The sequence below is a fragment of the Bacillus sp. FSL K6-0972 genome, from assembly GCF_037976035.1.
Classification (GTDB): Bacteria; Bacillota; Bacilli; order Bacillales; family Bacillaceae; genus Bacillus; species Bacillus haynesii.
In genome coordinates, this window is record NZ_CP150260.1 from 1,341,328 (window position 1) to 1,360,301 (window position 18,974).

The following is an 18,974-nucleotide window of genomic DNA, read 5'->3' on the forward strand; positions in this document are numbered from 1 at the left end:
GGCACGGTGTCTTTTATTGCAGCTGGACTTGGGGATTCGGGCGTAAAATAGGCTGTAAAAACCTTGAGCGGTATGCCGTTCTTCCCCTTCTGAAGGAAGGGACGCTGATATACAGGCGGTCCTCGGCCCGTGTCATGGCGACATACAGCAGCCTCCGTTCTTCTTCAAGAGCGGTTTCATCGCCTTTTCTCGCTGTCTCCAGGGCAAAGTCATGCGGAATCGAGCCGTCCTGCACTCCCAGGATATAGACCGTTTTAAATTCAAGCCCCTTCGCACGGTGAATCGTCAAAAGCTGAACACCGTATCCGTCAGCTTTTTGCTTTTCGGCGGCTCTCATATGATCGACATGCTCAAGAAATTCGGGGATCGTTTTGAATTTTTTTGCCGCTGTTTTGAGATCCCGCAGATCGTCAGACCCTTTTTCGAGCTTGTTTCCTTCGTTTCCGCGCTTTTTCAGGTAATCGGAAAAGCCCATCTTTTCCTCTGCGAAAGAGATGGCTTCAACCGGTTTCATCGTTTTTAAGCCTGTGAAAAAAGGAACGATTTTTTTAATTTTATCAAGCTGAAACGGTTTGATGTCGGTCAGTTTTTCAAGCGCCTGAACCATCGTGCAATCTTCTGTAATCGAGAGCGCTTTAAGCGTGTTTAAAGCGGACTGCTTGAGAAAGAGGGCGGGTAAAATCTGTTTGACGGCTTCCGCGTCATCCTGATTTTGGCTTAAGTAGAGATAGGCCAGCATCTGCCGGACGATCCTCCTGCTGTAAAACGACCGGACCCCTTGTTCAGCCGTGTACGGAATGGCTGACTGGTGCAGACGTTCAAAGATTGCGCGGCCGCTGCTGTTTGTCCGGTATAGGATGGCGAAGTCATCAGGTTTTGCGCCCATTTCAATTTTTTCTTGGATATCAGAGACGATCATAATCGCTTCTTCCTCTTCATCATAAGGATAAAATAAGAGCGGTTTTTGGCGGTCATCTCTCGCGGCGCTTAATGTTTTCGGAAAACGCTTTTTGTTTTTCTTCACGACCATATCGGCGCTTGCCACTATCGGATGGCTCGATCTGTAATTCGTCGTGAGGCGGACCGTTTTCGCCTTCGGATAGTCTTTTTCAAAATCGAGTATAAAAGAAGGGCTGCTGCCTCTAAACGCGTAGATTGACTGGTCATCATCCCCGACACAGGTCAGGTTGTTTTCGGGGCTTGCCAAGAGCTTGATGATGGCATATTGAACAGGGTTAATGTCCTGAAATTCATCGATCAAAATCGCGTGAAAGCGCGTCTGGTATCGTTTTAAAATGTCCGGCTGTTCTTGGAACAGCTGCCAGCATGCAGATGCCATATCGTCGAAATCGAATTGGCGCCGCGCAGCTTTTTGTTCTTCATAATGACGGTACAGCCGGTGAACCCGCTTTTCCCATTCGTCTTCAAGCGGAATCTGTTCGCCCGGAAGATAAGCGTTCTTCCAGTAGCCGATCTGCTGGATCGCCTGGTCAACCGGAAAGTCTTTTTCATCAAGCCCTTCTTCGGCAAGGGCCATTTTGATGTACTGTTCTTTTTGCCATTCCCATTTTAGCAGGTGCTCACCATTCCATTTGGCCGGATCATGGTGATAAAGAATTTTGTAAAAAAAGCTGTGGAAGGTGCCTGTCACGAGGCGGTTCACAGTCTGCATCGGCAATCCGTATTGCGACGCCATCCGCTCTTTCATTTCTTTCACGGCTTTTGTCGTGAATGTGACGAGCAAAATCGCAGAAGGCGGGATATCAAGCCGGGATATCATATAAGCCGCCCGCGCGGTTAATACCCGCGTTTTTCCGCTTCCCGCGCCGGCCAGAACGAGAAGGGGTTCTTCGGGGGCCGTCACGGCGGCAAGCTGTTTTTCATTTAGCGGCACATTCGGAAAGACCGGTTCCGGAGCCGTTTCTGCCGCTGGAGAGAAAGGAGAATGGATGGAAGCTTCGCGAGGCGGCGTCCAGAAGTCCGCGTCCGCCTTCTTTTCCTCTCCGATCGCTTTGCCTTTCGGAAGGCGGAACATGCCGCTTTCAGTATAATCGTTCTGTTTGGTTTTCTCTGTCTCCTCATTTAAGCATGCTGCTTCACATTGAGAAAAATCCCCGTTTTCCCGGTGGAAAAAATGCGGTTCTTCATGAATCGACAATTTCAGTCTGAGCGGCAAGCCGCAATGTTTACACGTAATTCTGTCTTTTCTTGCTTCATCAAAGAGGAATTGCAGGTGTTCTCTCGAATATGTATGTATATGAATGTCTCGGTTATTGAATCGGGCGCATTTCAAAAAGAGGTCCTCCAATTAATGGGTAGTCGTCTAGTGTCATGAGACAACGTCTATCATATCAAATGAAAACCGTTTAAAACAGTAGATTTTTGGGAATTAAAGCTGATGAGGAGGAGATCGAATGGGGTATTTACCGCCTGTCCGCAATGATCAATATATACAGTACGCCAATCGCAGCATCGGCCAAAAATCGAACTATGCTTATATACAAAAAACCGCCAATATCCCAAGCGAGCGCGCCTACCGCGAAGTCGAAAAAAGAGAGGAAAACCAGACTGCGGCTTTTAGTCGGGTCATGGAAAAGAAGAGGAGAAAAACGCTCAACCGCCGTGTTGCGGAAAAGGCGGAAAGCGGCCGCTATGTCAACGAATCCGTTTGAGATGAAACAAACCCCGGCTTTTATACCGGGGTTTTCGTTATTTTCTGCGCAGTTTTTTGAGTCCGAAATACAGAATAATCATAGCGGCCGCCCCGATCATAATCGGAATCGTGTACGTTCTCGCTACATTTTCAACATGGTCCCACCGGCTGCCGAGCTGTACGCCGAGGTAGACGAATAGTATCGACCACGGTATGATGGCGAGCACTGTCAGACCCGTGAATTTTAAAATTGGCATTTTCGCAATGCCAGCCGGAATGGAGATGGCGTGCCTGACCACGGGAATGAAGCGGGCAGAAAAGACGACGCCTCCGCCGTATTTCTCAAACCACTTTTCGGCTGTTTGAATGTGATGCTTTTGGATCAATAAGTATTTTCCGTATTTGTATAAAAACGGCCGTCCGCCGTAGTAGCCGATCCAGTATAAAAACAATTGAGCAATCGTTCCCCCGATGACGCCGGCGATCACGGCCCCTGTCATCGTAATAGAGCCGTTGGACACCAAGTATCCGCCGTAGGCCAGTACGATTTCACTCGGGATGATTTCGATCATTAAACCGATCGCAATGCCGAAATAGCCAAGATCGGTCAGCCACATTAAAATATCATTCACTATGCTTCCCATTTTCGTTTTTTCTCCCTGCTTTTGATTTCATCAGCCGAACGTTAGAGCAGCCGCCGGGACGTTTCCCTGCCGCCCGCGCGGGAAACAAGCGAATCTCAAAAAACGTCCGGATACGCTCTGTGCCATTGCCATGCGCTTTGAATGATGGTTTGTAAATTGCTGTATTGCGGCTTCCAGCCGGTATCTTCCTGCAGTGTCCGGCTGTCCGCCACCAGCACTGGCGGATCCCCCGCTCTGCGCTCGTCCGTTTTTGCTGCAATGCTTCGCTCTGTCATGTTTTCCGCGGTTTCAATGATTTCTTTTACGGAATGTCCGGCCCCTGTCCCTACATTATAAACATTTTGCTTCAGTCTGTCTTCATATAACCCGTAAAGGGCCGCCAGGTGGGCGGAAGCCAGATCGAGGACGTGAATATAATCCCTGATGGCATAAGAGCGATTTCCGTACTCGCTTTAAAACTGCCCAGCTTGTCTCCGATATCAAAGCGGCTTCCTTCCAACTTGCGTGCTGGGATGACTGCTTTTTTTACTTTCATGGTTATTCACTCCTGGTCTTTTTTATGAATCTGTTCCGGGTTCTTGAAACACCCAAAGCCTGTTTCCGATAAAGTTGATCGCCATTCCCGCGACTGTCGCGGACATTTTGCTGACAAAAAGGGACAGGCCGGCTTTTTGAAAGATATACAGAAGGACAAATGTAGCGCCCGCTGCTGCAAGATTGATCATGATAAACCGGATGATCTCCGCGCCATGCGCTTTTTCCTTTACTTGAAACGTCCATGTCCGATTCCAGATATAGCTGTTTGCCACGCCTGCCGAATAGGAAAACAACTGTGCGGCCAGGTAGGGGACGTGGAGCGACGTAAGGAGAAAAAACACGACGAAATCAGCGAGTGTGTTCCCGGCTCCGACTGTTCCGAAACGAACGAGTGTGGTGATGTTGTTTTTGTTCATAACGGCATTCGGCTGTTACCTCCCGACTATTTTGTGTAGGGCTTCGTAAAAGCTTAGAAACAACTTTAATAGACAATGTTGAATAAACGATAAACAAAAGATGAACAAACTATGAAATGTTTTCTGAGGAAAAGAAAAACCGTTCCGCTTAAAAAGCGGAACGGTTACTTTTTGACCATTTTGACATGGGGGATATTCGCATCTAAAAATTCTTCAGACACGACCTTATAGCCGTGTTTTTCGTAAAAGGGAACAGCCTGTGTCTGCGCGTTCAGCATGAATTGAGCCGCGCCTTGCTTGGCGGCTTCCTCTTCAAGCGCCTGAATGATCAGGTTGCCGACGCCGAGAGAGCGATGGCTTTTCAGCACACAGATTCGTTCAAGTTTGCCGTAGCCGTCGACAAGCCGGAGACGGCCAGCGCCGATCGGCTCTTTTCCGTCATAGATGACGAGATGTGAAGATTCCTGATCAAGATGATCCATTTCTTCTTCCGGTGATACGTGCTGCTCCTTGATAAAGACTTCCTTTCTAACAAAGAAGGCGTCTTCAAGCTGTTGTTGATTCTTCACAATGACGGCTTCCACTGGCTTTCTTCACGCTCCTAAAATAAAAGTTTCATAGACGGTCCATGATCCGTTGTCCAATTGGTAAAGCAGGTGAAAGCGGTCGATGACTTCTTCGTGTGACGCGTCTCTCATTTTCAGCGTGCCGAGGACGTCGGAATGCTCATCATCTGACAGCTTTTGTGCGACTGTGACATGGGGAACAAACGCATATTCGGGTTTGCCTTCCAAAACGCCGCTGTACATTTTTTCATGAAGCTGCGTTAATTCCTCTGTCGGTTCGGCTTTCATGTAAATGACATTATTGACGGGGGCAAAGGAACTGAATTTTGTAATCTTCAGCGTGACCGGTTTCAGCTCTTTTGAAAGCTCCCTCAGGTGTCGAACGACGCCCTCGATCTCGTCTTCAGACACTTCGAAAGGTGTTCTTAATGTAAGGTGGGGCGGAATTAAAGCGTAATTCGGGTCATAGCGTTTTCGGTAGGAATTTGCAATGTCCTGAAGTTTTTTTGATGGAAATAGCACAATACCGTATTTCATTTTGTTCCCTCCTTAAACAATTGATATGGTTTAGTATATCAAAGATGGGCCGATATACAGAGAGCTACAGCATTTTTTTTAAAGCGGGGGTGATGAGCGGCTGCCAGTACGTCCACTTGTGGTCGCCGTCGAAAGCTTTGAAATCGTAGTTTGTCTGCTTTTCTTCAAGCAATTCTTTTAATTGCTCATTTGGACCTGTGAAGTCCAAAATTTGATCATCGGTCGTTTTGACTTCGGTTTCCTTCTCGCCGATTTGGTGGCAAATTGAAATAAGCTGCAGGGAATCGGACTGTTTCACTTTATCGAGAACATGGCGGTCGACATAAGGAGACTGCATAATGACGTTCCCGAACATATTCGGGTAGTCGAGCGCCGTCATGAGAGAGACCGTTCCTCCGAGCGAATCCCCGATCAGCGTCCTGCCTGATCCGACTTGGTATGTCGGATACTCTCTGTCGGTGAAAGGGACGAGTTCATTTGCCAAAAAACGTTTATACGCTTCGAATTTTGACCCTTCCGGATGGTATGTAAGCCTTCTTTCCTGTACGTTTTTGTACGGAATGCCGATGATGATGCTTCTTTCGATTTCACCGTTCGCCAACAGTTCTTCCACCTGCCTGCTGATGCGCCCGAGCCGGAAATAGTCATGTCCATCCTGTGCGATGATCACATGATATTTGTAAAGCGGCGAGAAGGATGACGGCAAATAGACGAGAAGCTCCATTTCCTCGCCGAGCTCTTCCGAAAAAAGCTTTTTCTCCTGAATGACTCCTGTTTTCATAGCCAAGGTGAATTCCTCCAGAAATAATGTTTGTGAACGTTTCCATTCATTGTAACACGAAATTCTCTTGTGAAAGAAGCAAAAAGAGCTGCCGATTTGTTCGGCAGCCGTGATTTTTTATGATCGTTTTTTTTCGTACCATGGCGTTGACGGTCTATCCGGAGGGTATCCGTATCGCTCGCGGTACCTTTTTCTTTCCGCTGTGAAATCCCACCAGCTTTTACCGCTTTCGGGATCGTTGGCATAATGGACGATGCAGCGCAGCGCATCTTCTGCACAAGGGTCTTCCCAGTAGCCTTTCAGTTTTTCGAGGCGGATGATCAAATCCGCACCTGATTCATGCTTGATGTCATCGAGAGAATAATAGCCTAGGTCAACGGCGCACTGCGCCATTTTCGGCCCGATGGAAGGAACCGTTTGAAACTGGGCGAGCGCTTTGATGTATACGGCGCGTTTCAAAGACGAACCGAGCGCATGTGCAAGGGCGGACAGATCCATATGTGCCGTGTTTTTTATTTTTACCTTGGCTGTCTTTAAGTTTGACCGTTCTTCTTTTGTCAGAGGCAGCTTCATATGATCACCTTTTAAAGATAAAGATCGAACATGTTGACGTCATAGCCGAGCTGTTTTAAATAATTAAACAGCTGGGCCCTGTGATGGAAGACGTGGGTAAGCGTTTCTGTCAGCCAGCGGCTTTGGGTCATCCCTTCATCGAGGTAAAACGGCTTTGTCTTCTTCGTCAAAAATTCCTCGTCGGAAAGGGAGGTCATATACGTTTGAAAAGCGTCGAATCCTTTCTGCATAGCTTCAGCCATTTGGTCAACCGACTGCAATGCACCATATTTCTTTTCAATCCGGGCGATGACGTCCTCTTCCTTTTCCTGCATGATGGCCAAGTCGGCTTCAGGGATGGCCGCCAAATGACTTGCCAGTTCTTTCAGGCTTCGCATGCGGTCGGCGGGCCGGTAAGACCAGTCAGATTCCTTCACTTTTTTCAGAAGATGACACGTGGAGCGGATGCCCGTCTCCATTTCGTGGAACAAATCGCCACGCAGCGCTTGAACTTGATTCATTTGCTTCATCCTTTCCATTTGGTTTTATTCTAAAAGTATCACCTAATCCTGACAGGCTTTGTCATGATTCTTAAAAAAAGTCAGCCGTACTTCGCTAAAATGTCAGCAGCCTTTCGTTTCAGCTGAAGCTTGATTTCCGCGGGTTCTTTTACAGTTGCCTCAGTGCCGAGGTTCCACAAAAGTTCCCCGAAATACTCAAGTTCAGACCTGGGGATGTTTGTATCGATCGCCCCCGTTCCGTCATCCCGCATGGTGAGGATCTTGAATAAATCCACATCAGCCGCAGCCCGCCTGGCTCCTCTGCGTGTCAGTTCCGCTTGCAGCCGCACCGGTTCAGGGCACTCGCTCTCCGAATGTTTGATCCAGCTGAGAACCGATGGATAGGGAAGCTGACGGGCCTGCCCGCTGTCCGCTTTTTCCGCACGGAGGATGCGGTCGGCGCGGAACAGTCTAAACGCCTGCCTTTTAAAGCAATAGGCCGGACAGTACCAGAAGCCGTTCCAGCTGTATAAGCCGATGGGCTGGATGGATCTCTCATTGCAATCGTCTGTTCCGTCATAAACGACCGTCAAAACGGATTGAGTGGTAGCTGCGTCAAGAAGCGTCTCTAAATGTTCGGCGGCTTTTGGTCGATGCGGATTCCAGAACACGATTCTGTCTTTCATCGCATCAATCCGCTCCTGTGTTTCCGCGGGAAGGTGACGGTAGAACTTTTTTAAAACCATCCGCGTTTCCGCATCAAAGGGGAGCGATCCGAAAAACTGCAAAGATTGATACGCGAAAAACATAGCCGCCGCCTCTGATTGTGTAAAAAAGAGCGGCGGAAGCACAGGCTCATTCAGCAAATAATAGCCTCCGTTCGCGCCTGTTTCAGAATAGATCGGGACGCCGAGTGCGCTCAGCTCGTCCAGATCGCGGAGAATCGTCCGGTAGGAAACTCCGAATTCTGCTGCGAGCTCCCCGGCCGTAAATTTTCGTCTTGTATGAATGGTCATCATCAATTCGATTAATCGCTCTGTTTTGGGCATCTGATTCCTCCGATCCGGTCATTTGATTTCATCATACCATGTTCAATATGAAGAAAGATTTAAAAATGACCCTTGAAAAATGTCTTGAATTAGGTTAAAGTAAAGAACAATCAGAATATTGAAGAGATTCTTATCACGAGAGGTGGAGGGACTGGCCCTTTGAAACCTCAGCAACCGGTCTGCACTGACGACGTCAGTGTACCAAGGTGCTAAATCCAGCAAGCAGATGCTTGGAAGATAAGAAGAAGCGAATAATCCCCCTTCTTCTTATGAAGAAGGGGTTTTTACTTTTTAAAGGATGGTGTCATATGACTGAACATGTACAAACAACGCTGGCGCAAATCGGCAACCGCAGTGATGAAATAACCGGAACCGTCAATCCTCCCGTTTATTTCTCTTCTGCGTACAGGCACAAAGGAATCGGGGAATCCACAGGATTTGATTACATTCGCACAAAAAATCCGACAAGACAGCTTGTTGAAGATGCAATCGCGAAACTCGAAGGGGGAACGCGCGGCTTTGCGTTCAGTTCTGGTATGGCTGCCATTCAGACGATCATGGCTCTGTTTCAAAGCGGGGATGAGCTCATCGTTTCATCCGATTTGTACGGGGGAACATACCGCCTTTTTGAAAACGAATGGAAGAAATACGGACTGCGCTTTTTATACGACGATTTTTCAGACGAAGACTGTATCAAGTCGAAAATCACGGACAATACAAAGGCCCTGTTTGTAGAAACGCCGACAAATCCGCTCATGCAGGAAGCAGACATTCAAAAAATCGCGCAAATTGCCAAAGAGCACGGCTTGCTGCTCATTGTCGACAATACGTTTTATACACCGGTTCTGCAAAGGCCGATTGAGCTCGGCGCTGATCTTGTCATTCACAGCGCGACGAAGTATTTGGGGGGTCATAACGACCTTTTGGCGGGGCTTGTCGTCGCAAAAGGCGAAGAGCTGTCTGAGGAAATGTTCCAGCACCAAAACGCCATCGGCGCGGTATTATCGCCGTTTGATTCGTGGCTCTTAATGAGAGGGATGAAAACGCTGGCTCTTAGGATGAGACAGCATCAGGAAAACGCCCGTGAGCTCGCGGCCTTTTTGGAAGAGCAGGAGGAAATTGCCGATGTTCTTTATCCGGGAAAAGGTGGCATGCTGTCATTCCGCGTTCAAAAAGAAGAATGGGTCAATCCGTTTCTAAAAAATCTTAAGACGATCTGTTTCGCCGAAAGCCTCGGCGGAGTCGAAAGCTTCATCACCTACCCGGCGACACAGACCCACATGGATATCCCGGAAGACATCCGAATTGCGAACGGCGTCTGCAACAGGCTTCTGCGCTTTTCAGTCGGAATCGAACACGTCTCAGATTTGAAGCAGGATCTCAAAGCTGCGCTGGAAAAAGTGAAAGGGGAGGCGGTTCCGCATGAGTCATGAAAACTGGACGCTTGAAACAAGGCTTGTTCATAACCAAAATAAAACGGACGGAGCAACCGGAGCCGTCAGCGTGCCGATCCAGCACGCGTCAACCTTTCATCAAGATTCTTTTGACAAATTCGGCGAATATGACTACAGCCGGTCAGGCACACCGACAAGAAAGGCGCTTGAAGACACGATAGCCGAGCTTGAGGGAGGGACGAGAGGATTTGCTTTTTCATCCGGAATGGCTGCGATTTCCACCGCCTTTCTGCTTTTGTCAAAGGGCGATCACGTGCTCGTCACAAAAGATGTGTACGGCGGCACTTACCGGATGATTACGGAAGTGCTGAGCCGCTTTGGGATTGAACATACTTTCGTCGATATGACGGATTTAAATGAAATTGCTTTAAACATAAAGGAAAACACAAAAGTCATCTATCTTGAAACACCGTCAAATCCGACGCTCGGCATTACGGATATCAGAGGGGTCGTCAAGCTTGCCAAGGCGCACGGCTGTCTGACGTTCCTTGACAACACGTTCATGACCCCGGCGCTGCAGCGACCGCTTGAGCTCGGCGTCGATATTGTGCTTCACAGCGCGACGAAGTTTTTAAGCGGACACAGCGACGTATTATCAGGCCTTGCCGTCGTGAAAGACAAAAAGCTCGGAGAAGAACTCTATAAACTACAAAATTCGTTCGGCGCTGTTCTCGGCGTCCAAGACTGCTGGCTTGTGCTGAGAGGGCTGAAGACGCTCCAAGTGCGGCTTGAAAAAGCAAGCAGGACGGCTCAGCAGCTCGCCGAATTTTTCGAAAAACATCCGGCCGTCAAACAAGTGTATTATCCAGGGCTGTCTTCGCATCCGGGTGCATCCGTTCACAGGCACCAGTCATACGGCGCCGGCGCCGTCCTTTCGTTCGAGCTGGAGAATTCAGAAGCCGTGAAACAGGTCGTGGAACATGTCTCTCTTCCGGTCTTTGCCGTCAGCCTCGGCGCTGTGGAGTCGATCCTTTCTTATCCGGCGAAAATGTCACACGCTGCCATGCCGAAAGAAGAGCGGGAAAAACGGGGAATTACCGACGGCCTTCTGCGGCTGAGCGTCGGCGTGGAACATGCCGATGATTTGCAAGCCGATTTTGCTCAAGCATTGGAAGCCGTATCCGGAGCCCTCGCCCGTTCATAAAAGAAGCCGCGGATTCTTCAGGGAATCTGCGGCTTTTTTGGCCGTTTAAACGAGGGTGGAAAACCATGTGCCCAAGAGGGTGCCGACATAATTACCAATCAAATATCCGAACGTCCCGACCAGCATCACCGGAGCAACGAGGCCCTGCCAGCCTTTGGCAATCGCCATCGCCGCCGCTGTTGTCGGACCGCCGACAGATGCGTTGCAGGCCAAGAGAATTTCCTCAAGCCGAAAACGAAACAGCTTTCCGGCGAAGAGCGATACAATCAGGTTGGACATGGCAACCACAAAGACAAATGCAAGGAGGAGCGGGGCGTTCATGAAGATGATTCGCAAGTCTGCCGGAATGCCGATCACGACAAAGAATAAGTAAATCAAATAAGTCCCGATTTCCTGTGAGCCGCGCAGCCGTTCAAAATAGCGGGGAAAGGCGATCGTCAGCAAAATTGTCAGCGTCGTCAGCAGCAGGAACTGGTCGCCCAGGATAAAGGCAAGAAACTGAAACCCGCCGTCAGAAGCAAAACGCTCTTTGAAAAAGGCCGCTGCTTTTACAGATACAGCAACGATCGCAAAGGCGGTTCCGATGTTTAAAGCAATGTCCTGTAAGGACATCTCTTTTCTCTTCCAATAGGCTTCCGCCTGATTTTCGCGGCCGCCCGCCCCTTCTTGAACGCCAAAGCGTTTTTGAAACCATTTAAGCGCCGGTATCCCCATTAAAATGAAAAAAAGAAGAGCCATCATAAAATTATCCGCAACCACCGTCGATGATACATACTCACCGGGAGTTGAGAACTTCGCAGCCATCGCCGCAAAATTCACGCCTCCTCCGATATAAGAGGCACTGATCATCCCGCCGATTTTATCAAGGTGCGGAATCTGATGCTTAAACAGAAAAAAAGCAATGACGCTTCCGGCCGCAGTGCCGAGGGCGCTGATACAAAATATCATCAAAAGCCTGCCGCTTTCTTTCAGGATCTTCCGCACATTGATTTGAAAAAGCAGCAAAGGAATCGCAAGCGGAACAACATAGGACCACACCGCATCATAAACGGGCGACTCGGCCGGAAGAATCCCTGCATTCGTAAACAGCATCGATCCGCCCAGTGCCAGTACAGCCCCCGATACAGCCGCAGCCCAGCGAAACCGCTGCTCCAAATAAATGCTCACAGCCGCCCACACCGCAATAAACCCCCAAAGCATCCATGCATCATCCGGTGAAATGAGTGAAGATTTCAAAAATAACCCCCCTGTTTGCGATTGGTATTTTGAATTATCTGATAATTAAATAGTGTAAAACGGAATGCCTAATTGATCAATGATAATAGATTCAGAAAAAATAGTCACCATGTTGACAAGTTTGCTGAAAGAGGGTATTGTAAATTTGTCAACATGTTGACTATATTTAAAGGAGAGAACAAATGGACATCAACGGCTTAATCAACGAATTACATTTGATGCAGCAAAGCTATGCGACATTGTTTTCAGTTGTCAATAAGGTACAAACCCGAGGTGACGAATACATGGAAATATTAACGTCCAGGCAACATATGGCGCTCATCGCCATCGCGCATTTGCCGACTGAAACTGCCACGCTTACGAATATCTCCAAAAAGCTTGGCACAACCAAACAAACCGCCAACAAGTTGATGACCGGCCTGATCAAAAAAGGCTATGTCAAATCAGTGCCAAGCCAAAAAGACAAACGCTCCATTAATATTGAAATGACCGCTGAAGGAAAGAAAGCGCTGGTGGATTGTTCCGAAAGGTCCGTCTATTTCTTGGCCGACTTGTTTCAGCAGTTTACATCCGAAGAGGTTGCGACATTTTGGCGGCTGTTGCAAAAGCTTTACCGTTTTGACGGTGAAGAACAGGACGGTTTTGAGGAGAATGCAAACATTCAGCTTGGCGTGGGGAATCCGTTAGATACAGAAAAGATTCTCGGAGAATTTGAGAAACGCCGCTATGGAGGAGAAAATGATGAAAAATGATCTTCATGCAAAAGTAACAATTTTTAAAATAAAGGTAAAGGAGAAGCTGTATCATGCAAAAGATAGATTCCGGCAGACAAAAGAAACCTTTCGCCGCGGCACGAAATTAGACAGGACAGGACCCTTTTTCTCAAGTTGCATTGCCCTGATCATCATTGGATGTTCCTGGGGGACAGACGCAGAATGGCTCGTCTGGTTAGGGGCCACAAGTCTTTTAAGCAACGTTTTATTGCTGTTTGCAACATTTTTTCGCCGCAATCAACAGTCAATTTGACATTCATTGTGCTGGATCTAATGGATCGTATCGTAGATCAATCAATGACTTGCGAAAAGGATGTTCAGAAACTTATTAGAATTGTAGAATAGTGATTTCAAAGACAAGAAACCATTCTTGTCTTTTTTCAGTTGAAACCTCTTATTTCCATATGCGTATAAAGAAAGGGAGGTGGAAAAGTGAAACAGAACAAAAGAGAACAACTTGTTAACCTGTTTAGTGTGTTAAATGAAAAAAGTCAGATCAACGCGGCGGTGTTAGTCGCTGAAGACGGAGACATTCTTTATCAAGGCGCCTTCGGTTATGCAAACTTGGTAGATAAGCGTTTATTGAAGGAACATTCCTTATTTGAATTAGCATCGCTATCCAAGCCGTTCACTGCTTTGGGCATCCTTCAATTAGCACAGCAAGGGGCATTGAATGTTGAGGATCCCGTAGAACGGTGGATAACCGGATTTCCCTATCAGGGCATAACGATTCACAATTTATTGACACATACGTCGGGTCTGCCCGATTATATGGAGTGGTTTCTACAACATTGGGATCATAACAAGATTGCTGTTAATCAAGATATCGTTGATATGCTGATGAATCATCAGCCGCAACGCTATTTTGCCCCGGGTGAAGCTTGGCTGTACAGCAATACGGGATATGTGCTGCTTGCGGTTATCATTGAAAAGGCATCCGGTCTGAGTTTTGCTGAATATATGAAAAAAAGTATCTTTGAACCGGTGGAAATGCGGAACTCAAGGGTGTATAACAGAAGGCTTCAACCTGAAACCATTGAGAACTATGCGTATGGATATGTGTATGACGTGCATACAGCACAGTACGTTCTGCCTGATGACCTTGAAGAAACAAAATATGTCTGCTATCTTGACGGGATTCAGGGGGACGGAACCGTAAACTCAACCATTCATGACTTATATTTGTTTGATCAAGCCTTATATACAGATTGTTTGATCAATCAAGTCTCAAAAGAGCTTGCTTTTTCTCCCGCGTCTCTGAAAAACGGAGAGTCTATAGATTACGGGTGTGGATGGGTGCTTCGGGATAGTCCTGAAACAGGGAGAATTGTCGGTCACAGCGGCGGCTGGCCAGGCTATTCAACCGTAATGATCCGATATATCGATCAACGAAAAACCTTCATTTATTTGAGCAATGTGGAACAGGATGATGAATATGAACAGGCCATCTTTGAAGCCGTTGAAAATATCCTGTTTGACAAGGCCTACAAAATCCCTGATCGCCCTGCCGATAAAAAGAAAAAAGAGATCGATCCGGCCATTTACAAAAGATATGTCGGAAGTTATTCACTTCAGGATGGCACCGCCGCTGATGTGACAGTTGATAAGGACCGGATTTATATGCAAATCACCGGACAGATCCGTTTTGAATTATTTCCAGCCTCGGAAACGCGCTTTTTCCTCAGGTCATTGTCTGTTGAAGTGGAATTTATTTTGGAGAATGGTATGGTAACCCGCTTGATTATATATCAAAATGGCGCAGAGGAAGAAGCGGTGCGGACAGTGGAATCAAACAGCAAGCTATGACCGTTTTGATTGAGAGTTTGGCGGCCTGGCTCTGTTGTCTGTCAGGAGGAAATTTATCGTTGGAAGGTTGATTATGTAATTTGGGGATATCTGCCCGGCTGAATTTCCTGATGAAACATCAAGCGAATATTCATAGTAAAGGTGCACCATCTAAAAGGATGTCTAAGGAGGTTAATGAGGCTGAACAAATTTAATTTTATAAAAAATAGTCATCATGAGTTTTATGAGCTAAAAGAAAACGATCTAATAAAAGCGGAAGATAGACTTGGTTTTCTATTTCCTAAAGAGCTCAGAGAATTTTATTTAGAGATTGGGTACGGGTTTATAAATGGGAATAATAATGCAATAAACAGACTTTTAGATCCCGCTACTATCGCAGATATCACTTTAAGGGAAGATATTTACGAATTTGACCCTGATTTAGATGATATATATGAAGATGAAGACAAGCTTGTTTTTTATGAGGTAAATGAAGGTGTATATTTAACGCTTGATTTAAATGATACGGATAAGTCTCCAGTATTCTTTTTGGATAAAAAAATAGCTGACTCTCTAGAGGAATTTATTAAAAAAGTTGATCAAAATAATCGATACTTTGAAGATATGGCAGATTAAATATTTTTTTGATTTGACCTTGATTGTCTTTTGCCTTTCAAGACTTTCTTCCAAAAAGGAAAATGGGGCACTTTTAAAATCCGTTTTGTTATACGCAGATGTAGGATCTGTTGAACGAGCCCTGGATGATGAATATAGTGGCATGATCATTTTGGGATGGAGTGTTTATACAGCTGGAACTGCTAAAATAACAGTAAAAACCAAGCAGAAAACATCTGCTTGGTTTAAAAACTAATACTTCGGCCAGCCTTTGGAATCCCAGTTTAAATCATTGATCAGCAGCTTAGGCGCCCCGTTGTCAAGCGCATCATAACCATGTCTGACGATGATGTTGCCGTTCACGATATCTGCGCCGCCTGGGCCCTTCCATTGGTCGTTTCCGGAATCGAGGATTGTGCCTCCGCCTTCCGTCATTTTCTTGCCGCTTTTGTCATAGTAAGGTCCCGTAATTTTGGTTGAGCGGCCGTAAGCGATCTTATACGTGCTGTTCACACCTTGACAGCATTTATCGAACGAAACGAATAAATAATAGTAGCCGTTTTTATATGTGATAGACGGCGCTTCAACCGCTCCGCCATGGCTCGGTCTTGATGCGATGGAATAAACCTTCCCTGTAGGTTTCATCGTTTTTTTATCAAGCTTTGTCAGCTTGATGCCGCTCCAAAACGAGCCGAAGGACAGCCACGGATTTCCTTCTTTATCAACGATCATTTCAGGGTCGATCGCATTATAATTGTTCGAGGTCGTCGTCCGGGTGACAAGTCCGTCGTCGCGCCAATTTCCGGAAGAGATTCGGTCTGTTGAAGCGAGTCCGATCGCCGAAGTATTGGAGCCGAACGCGGATACCGCATAATAAAGCCAATAGCGACCATTATAATAGCTGATATCAGGCGCCCATTGGTTTTTTTCATGGTTTGGCACGTACTTTTTCCACCATGATAATGGAGTTGGAAATATACTTGGCGCTGCGCTCCACGTTTTTCCGTCTGTCGATTTGATGACGCGGATTCCATTGCCGATACCAGTACCGAATGTATACCATGTATTTCCTTCTTTAATCATGGAAGGATCATGAATAACGTTGTCTCCTTTTGTATCCCAAAAAGCCGCAGATGTTGGTTCAGCTGCCGAGAAAATAAGCAGAAAAAATAAAATAAAACCAGAAATGATAGATTTAGCCACAGTTGTTCTCCTTTCAAATTTCGATGTCCTTTAACAATCGGCCCTCCTTTTTAGAGAAATATTTTCCAACAACACGCACTTTATTTTAGCAGGGGTTCGGCCTCTCTCAATCAGACAAAGGACTTGTTTTTTAGTCCTGAAATAAAGCATAAAACTCAGAAGATACCCATATTAAAAAAACAATCACCCAAAAGTCATTTCGTTGTCTGAATCTTAAAGGGGTGATGTAATTATTTTGACTCATCTTGGAATATTTTTAGATTGGATGAATTATAAAACCTTTGAGATGTTCTGGAGAAAATAATGTGGATTATAAAAAGCGTTGGAGGAGAGCACGGTTTGCCCTCGAATATCTTCATTTGCCCCGGAAGGTGAATGACACTTTTAGTTGATTTAGTGGTTTGAAATTGGTAATATGAATTTGAAGATAGACTGTCAAAATTAAATGCATCACAAAAAGACCACAGGTGCGTCTCCAACGCACGGGTCAAACGTTCAGGTGTATTTTTTCTTTAAGAAATGCATAAAATAAAAAAGACCCGACTGCGTCAACAGTCGAGTCGCGTGTACAAATCGGCCCAACAAGGGCTTGGCTCAGTCATTTTAAAATAGACTTTCCCTATGAACTTTACCAGGGCTCAAGGGAAGTCTATTTTTCTTTCTTCGACAACACGGCAATTAACATGCCAAAAGCAATCATTAACGAGATTGTTTCGAATGTCGTCATAAGCATCACCCCCTTTCATAGGGGATGAGCCAGCTTCCCTTGAGTGAGCCCGAACTTTGTACAAAGAATATTTTACCATAACACTTTCAATCAGCGGCTGTTTTTTGTTGAATGAAGACAGAGTTTTTAGAGGTGGGAATTGAAAAAATCAAACGCAAAAACAGCAGGAAATCCGTTGGAAATCAACGTTTTTCCTGCTGTTTCGATTCGGTATGATTCCGACTGGGCTCGAACCAGCGACCTCTACCCTGTCAAGGTAGCGCTCTCCCAGCTGAGCTACGGAATCATGATATGTAACACTGGGTATTTGTTTTGCTGACAAGTTCTATTATATGCAGATTAGATGGGTTCGTCAACTGTTTTTTTAATTTTTTTTGAGAGAACTGAGAAAGAGGCTTGCAGACTCCCGCGCGTTATGAAAAAATCGGCTTATATAGACATCAAACGGGAGCGGGGATTGAATGGATCTGATACTTAAAAGCATTGATAGTACTTTAATTGTAGTTTTAGCCGTTTTTTTCATTTGGAAATTCGTTTATGAAATCAAACATGAGAAGAGGAGCGCTGTTATTTTGCTTTTGCTGCTCATCAATATTTATTTTATCGTAAAAGTGTGCGGTTTAGTCTTGCAGTTGCTGTAGAACAGAAAGCGAATATAAGATACCTGTCAAGGAGATCAAACCAATGAAAACAGAAAAGCAAAAAATGCTGGACGGAGAGCTTTATCATGCTTCTGATCCGGTGCTGTGCCATGACAGACTCAAGGCGCGCAAAATGACGAATGAATTCAACCATTCGAACGAAATCAACGACAATAAAAGGACCAAGCTAATCAAAGAGCTGTTTGGATCAACAGGGGAAACGATCCACATCGAACCGTCGTTTCGCTGTGATTACGGCTTTAACATACATGTCGGGGAAAATTTCTTCGCCAATTTTGACTGTGTTTTCCTCGATGTATGCGAAATCCGGATAGGCGATCATTGTATGCTCGGACCGGGTGTCCATATTTATACGGCGTCCCATCCGCTCGATCCGTCCGAAAGGATAAGCGGTGCGGAGTACGGAATACCTGTCATCATCGGCCGGAACGTTTGGATTGGCGGCAGTGCGGTCATCAATCCCGGCGTCAAGGTCGGCGACAATGCAGTGATAGCTTCCGGAGCCGTCGTGACAAAAGATGTCCCGGACAATGCCATCGTCGGCGGCAATCCGGCGAAAATACTTAAATACGTTGACGGCAAAAACACCAATTCTATGTGATTGGTGTTTTTATTTTGGAATAGTCACGGTGAAAGTCAGAGCTGATCAAACATCCGCGGAAGCAGTTTCCTCCCGCGGATAAGGTGCTATCGGGTGACCGTAATATTGTTGATGACCAGCTGTCCCAATGAATTGAGATAAGAAAATGTCGCTTTGCCTGGGCTGACGGCTTTTACGTACACGCGGTCCGAAGTGATTCTGACGGTAATGGCGCTGCCGCTGTAGGAAACGTTCGAAATGCCGACGTATTGATCTTCCTGTCCGACTTTCATCGGCCTGTTGATGACGATCGCCTGAGGGGCGATGATTCCTTGTGCAGATGCGTGAGAAGAGAGATTTTCAGTTTTAGAGAGTTCCTGGGCTTGTACATGCATGGGACTTCCTGAAACAGCAAGCATACCCGCCAGTAATGATGAAGCAACTAAACTTTTACCTAACCACTTCATAACCATCATCTCTTTTCCTATGTGATGATTCCAGGATATGGTATTACCGACCGCTAGTCAATCGGTTCCAATGATGATTCACACATTGGACAA

At 46.3% G+C, this 18,974-nt stretch carries 22 protein-coding genes, 1 tRNA gene, 1 pseudogene and 1 riboswitch; of the genes and pseudogenes, 8 read left to right on the forward strand and 16 right to left on the reverse strand.

From position 1 onward, the window contains the following. Positions 1–13: 13 nt before the first annotated feature. The gene (locus MKX80_RS06775) at positions 14–2,293 is read right to left on the reverse strand and encodes an ATP-dependent helicase (protein ID WP_216929166.1); all 2,280 of its coding nucleotides are present in this window, start codon (positions 2,291–2,293) and stop codon (positions 14–16) included. A gap of 121 nt (positions 2,294–2,414) precedes the next feature. Here MKX80_RS06775 and MKX80_RS06780 point away from each other — a divergent pair, with 121 nt between their 5' ends. After that, on the forward strand, positions 2,415–2,672 hold the full coding sequence (locus MKX80_RS06780) for a hypothetical protein (protein WP_176275948.1): 258 nt from the start codon (positions 2,415–2,417) through the stop codon (positions 2,670–2,672). A gap of 37 nt (positions 2,673–2,709) precedes the next feature. Here MKX80_RS06780 and MKX80_RS06785 read toward each other — a convergent pair whose 3' ends face one another. The 10 genes and pseudogenes from MKX80_RS06785 to MKX80_RS06830 all read right to left on the reverse strand — a co-directional run bounded on the left by MKX80_RS06785 (position 2,710) and on the right by MKX80_RS06830 (position 8,235). Continuing rightward, on the reverse strand, positions 2,710–3,297 hold the full coding sequence (locus tag MKX80_RS06785) for a DedA family protein (protein ID WP_043925657.1): 588 nt from the start codon (positions 3,295–3,297) through the stop codon (positions 2,710–2,712). Positions 3,298–3,392: 95 nt separating this feature from the next. Then, positions 3,393–3,572: a hypothetical protein gene (locus tag MKX80_RS06790; protein WP_326849674.1), complete on the reverse strand. Its 180-nt coding sequence runs from the start codon at positions 3,570–3,572 to the stop codon at positions 3,393–3,395. Between the two features lie 152 nt (positions 3,573–3,724). Next, positions 3,725–3,823, reverse strand: a pseudogene (locus MKX80_RS06795) (UTP--glucose-1-phosphate uridylyltransferase); the annotation flags it as partial. Positions 3,824–3,854: 31 nt separating this feature from the next. Further along, entirely contained in the window at positions 3,855–4,250 is a 396-nt protein-coding gene (locus MKX80_RS06800) for a GtrA family protein (RefSeq protein WP_268342694.1), read from the reverse strand. A gap of 164 nt (positions 4,251–4,414) precedes the next feature. Continuing rightward, the gene (locus MKX80_RS06805; RefSeq protein ID WP_076790557.1) at positions 4,415–4,834 is read right to left on the reverse strand and encodes a GNAT family N-acetyltransferase; all 420 of its coding nucleotides are present in this window, start codon (positions 4,832–4,834) and stop codon (positions 4,415–4,417) included. A gap of 9 nt (positions 4,835–4,843) precedes the next feature. Then, positions 4,844–5,353, reverse strand: a complete 510-nt coding sequence (locus MKX80_RS06810) for a YjcG family protein (protein WP_154994873.1) — start codon at positions 5,351–5,353, stop codon at positions 4,844–4,846. Between the two features lie 64 nt (positions 5,354–5,417). Continuing rightward, on the reverse strand, positions 5,418–6,140 hold the full coding sequence (locus MKX80_RS06815) for an esterase family protein (RefSeq protein ID WP_234112892.1): 723 nt from the start codon (positions 6,138–6,140) through the stop codon (positions 5,418–5,420). 111 nt (positions 6,141–6,251) lie between these two features. Further along, positions 6,252–6,707, reverse strand: a complete 456-nt coding sequence (locus tag MKX80_RS06820) for a helix-hairpin-helix domain-containing protein (protein WP_154994875.1) — start codon at positions 6,705–6,707, stop codon at positions 6,252–6,254. Positions 6,708–6,718: 11 nt separating this feature from the next. Next, a complete protein-coding gene (locus tag MKX80_RS06825) occupies positions 6,719–7,207 on the reverse strand; it encodes a DinB family protein (RefSeq protein ID WP_268342692.1) in 489 nt (162 codons plus the stop codon). An 80-nt stretch (positions 7,208–7,287) separates the two neighbouring features. Further along, a complete protein-coding gene (locus MKX80_RS06830; RefSeq protein ID WP_182070852.1) occupies positions 7,288–8,235 on the reverse strand; it encodes a YafY family protein in 948 nt (315 codons plus the stop codon). 127 nt (positions 8,236–8,362) lie between these two features. Next, positions 8,363–8,479, forward strand: a riboswitch (SAM riboswitch). A gap of 64 nt (positions 8,480–8,543) precedes the next feature. Between MKX80_RS06830 and MKX80_RS06835 the strand changes: the two genes are divergently transcribed. Beyond that, the gene (locus MKX80_RS06835; protein ID WP_182070851.1) at positions 8,544–9,668 is read left to right on the forward strand and encodes a methionine biosynthesis PLP-dependent protein; all 1,125 of its coding nucleotides are present in this window, start codon (positions 8,544–8,546) and stop codon (positions 9,666–9,668) included. Next, positions 9,658–10,833, forward strand: a complete 1,176-nt coding sequence (gene metC / locus MKX80_RS06840; RefSeq protein WP_154994883.1) for a cystathionine beta-lyase — start codon at positions 9,658–9,660, stop codon at positions 10,831–10,833. The genes MKX80_RS06835 and metC overlap by 11 nt, the downstream gene beginning before the upstream one ends. A 45-nt stretch (positions 10,834–10,878) precedes the next feature. On the opposite strand, the gene MKX80_RS06845 is transcribed toward metC, so the two are convergent. Then, on the reverse strand, positions 10,879–12,033 hold the full coding sequence (locus tag MKX80_RS06845) for a DUF819 family protein (protein ID WP_244958326.1): 1,155 nt from the start codon (positions 12,031–12,033) through the stop codon (positions 10,879–10,881). Between the two features lie 218 nt (positions 12,034–12,251). On the opposite strand from MKX80_RS06845, the gene MKX80_RS06850 reads away from it, so the two are divergent. The 4 genes from MKX80_RS06850 (at position 12,252) to MKX80_RS06865 (ending at position 15,498) form a co-directional block, all read left to right on the forward strand. Next, entirely contained in the window at positions 12,252–12,821 is a 570-nt protein-coding gene (locus tag MKX80_RS06850; RefSeq protein ID WP_234112894.1) for a MarR family transcriptional regulator, read from the forward strand. Positions 12,822–13,274: 453 nt separating this feature from the next. Further along, positions 13,275–14,648, forward strand: a complete 1,374-nt coding sequence (locus MKX80_RS06855; protein WP_268343025.1) for a serine hydrolase — start codon at positions 13,275–13,277, stop codon at positions 14,646–14,648. 180 nt (positions 14,649–14,828) lie between these two features. Beyond that, positions 14,829–15,263, forward strand: a complete 435-nt coding sequence (locus tag MKX80_RS06860; RefSeq protein ID WP_182071045.1) for an SMI1/KNR4 family protein — start codon at positions 14,829–14,831, stop codon at positions 15,261–15,263. After that, positions 15,223–15,498, forward strand: coding sequence for a hypothetical protein (locus tag MKX80_RS06865; RefSeq protein ID WP_268310205.1), 276 nt, complete (start codon positions 15,223–15,225; stop codon positions 15,496–15,498). The genes MKX80_RS06860 and MKX80_RS06865 overlap by 41 nt, the downstream gene beginning before the upstream one ends. Here MKX80_RS06865 and MKX80_RS06870 read toward each other — a convergent pair. The 3 genes from MKX80_RS06870 to MKX80_RS06880 all read right to left on the reverse strand — a co-directional run bounded on the left by MKX80_RS06870 (position 15,495) and on the right by MKX80_RS06880 (position 17,458). Next, entirely contained in the window at positions 15,495–16,433 is a 939-nt protein-coding gene (locus MKX80_RS06870; protein WP_234113177.1) for a glycoside hydrolase family 43 protein, read from the reverse strand. The genes MKX80_RS06865 and MKX80_RS06870 overlap by 4 nt on opposite strands. A gap of 661 nt (positions 16,434–17,094) precedes the next feature. After that, entirely contained in the window at positions 17,095–17,178 is an 84-nt protein-coding gene (locus tag MKX80_RS06875) for a putative holin-like toxin (protein WP_016885898.1), read from the reverse strand. A gap of 207 nt (positions 17,179–17,385) precedes the next feature. Next, positions 17,386–17,458 (reverse strand) — tRNA-Val (locus tag MKX80_RS06880). 398 nt (positions 17,459–17,856) lie between these two features. On the opposite strand from MKX80_RS06880, the gene MKX80_RS06885 reads away from it, so the two are divergent. Continuing rightward, a complete protein-coding gene (locus MKX80_RS06885; protein ID WP_268343024.1) occupies positions 17,857–18,435 on the forward strand; it encodes a maltose acetyltransferase domain-containing protein in 579 nt (192 codons plus the stop codon). A gap of 86 nt (positions 18,436–18,521) precedes the next feature. Here the strand turns inward: MKX80_RS06885 and MKX80_RS06890 are convergent, their stop codons facing one another. Next, entirely contained in the window at positions 18,522–18,881 is a 360-nt protein-coding gene (locus MKX80_RS06890; protein WP_225852966.1) for a hypothetical protein, read from the reverse strand. Between the last annotated feature and the right edge of the window lie 93 nt (positions 18,882–18,974).

Excerpts from the sequence above, each read along its gene's own strand:
- MKX80_RS06780 (WP_176275948.1), top strand. The coding sequence starts at position 2,415 with ATGGGGTATTTACCGCCTGTCCGCAATGATCAATATATACAGTACGCC.
- MKX80_RS06785 (WP_043925657.1), bottom strand. The coding sequence starts at position 3,297 with ATGGGAAGCATAGTGAATGATATTTTAATGTGGCTGACCGATCTTGGC.
- MKX80_RS06790 (WP_326849674.1), bottom strand. The coding sequence starts at position 3,572 with ATGACAGAGCGAAGCATTGCAGCAAAAACGGACGAGCGCAGAGCGGGG.
- MKX80_RS06800 (WP_268342694.1), bottom strand. The coding sequence starts at position 4,250 with ATGAACAAAAACAACATCACCACACTCGTTCGTTTCGGAACAGTCGGA.
- MKX80_RS06810 (WP_154994873.1), bottom strand. The coding sequence starts at position 5,353 with ATGAAATACGGTATTGTGCTATTTCCATCAAAAAAACTTCAGGACATT.
- MKX80_RS06820 (WP_154994875.1), bottom strand. The coding sequence starts at position 6,707 with ATGAAGCTGCCTCTGACAAAAGAAGAACGGTCAAACTTAAAGACAGCC.
- MKX80_RS06825 (WP_268342692.1), bottom strand. The coding sequence starts at position 7,207 with ATGAATCAAGTTCAAGCGCTGCGTGGCGATTTGTTCCACGAAATGGAG.
- MKX80_RS06830 (WP_182070852.1), bottom strand. The coding sequence starts at position 8,235 with ATGCCCAAAACAGAGCGATTAATCGAATTGATGATGACCATTCATACA.
- MKX80_RS06835 (WP_182070851.1), top strand. The coding sequence starts at position 8,544 with ATGACTGAACATGTACAAACAACGCTGGCGCAAATCGGCAACCGCAGT.
- metC (WP_154994883.1), top strand. The coding sequence starts at position 9,658 with ATGAGTCATGAAAACTGGACGCTTGAAACAAGGCTTGTTCATAACCAA.
- MKX80_RS06845 (WP_244958326.1), bottom strand. The coding sequence starts at position 12,033 with ATGCTTTGGGGGTTTATTGCGGTGTGGGCGGCTGTGAGCATTTATTTG.
- MKX80_RS06850 (WP_234112894.1), top strand. The coding sequence starts at position 12,252 with ATGGACATCAACGGCTTAATCAACGAATTACATTTGATGCAGCAAAGC.
- MKX80_RS06875 (WP_016885898.1), bottom strand. The coding sequence starts at position 17,178 with ATGCTTATGACGACATTCGAAACAATCTCGTTAATGATTGCTTTTGGC.
- MKX80_RS06885 (WP_268343024.1), top strand. The coding sequence starts at position 17,857 with ATGAAAACAGAAAAGCAAAAAATGCTGGACGGAGAGCTTTATCATGCT.
- MKX80_RS06890 (WP_225852966.1), bottom strand. The coding sequence starts at position 18,881 with ATGAAGTGGTTAGGTAAAAGTTTAGTTGCTTCATCATTACTGGCGGGT.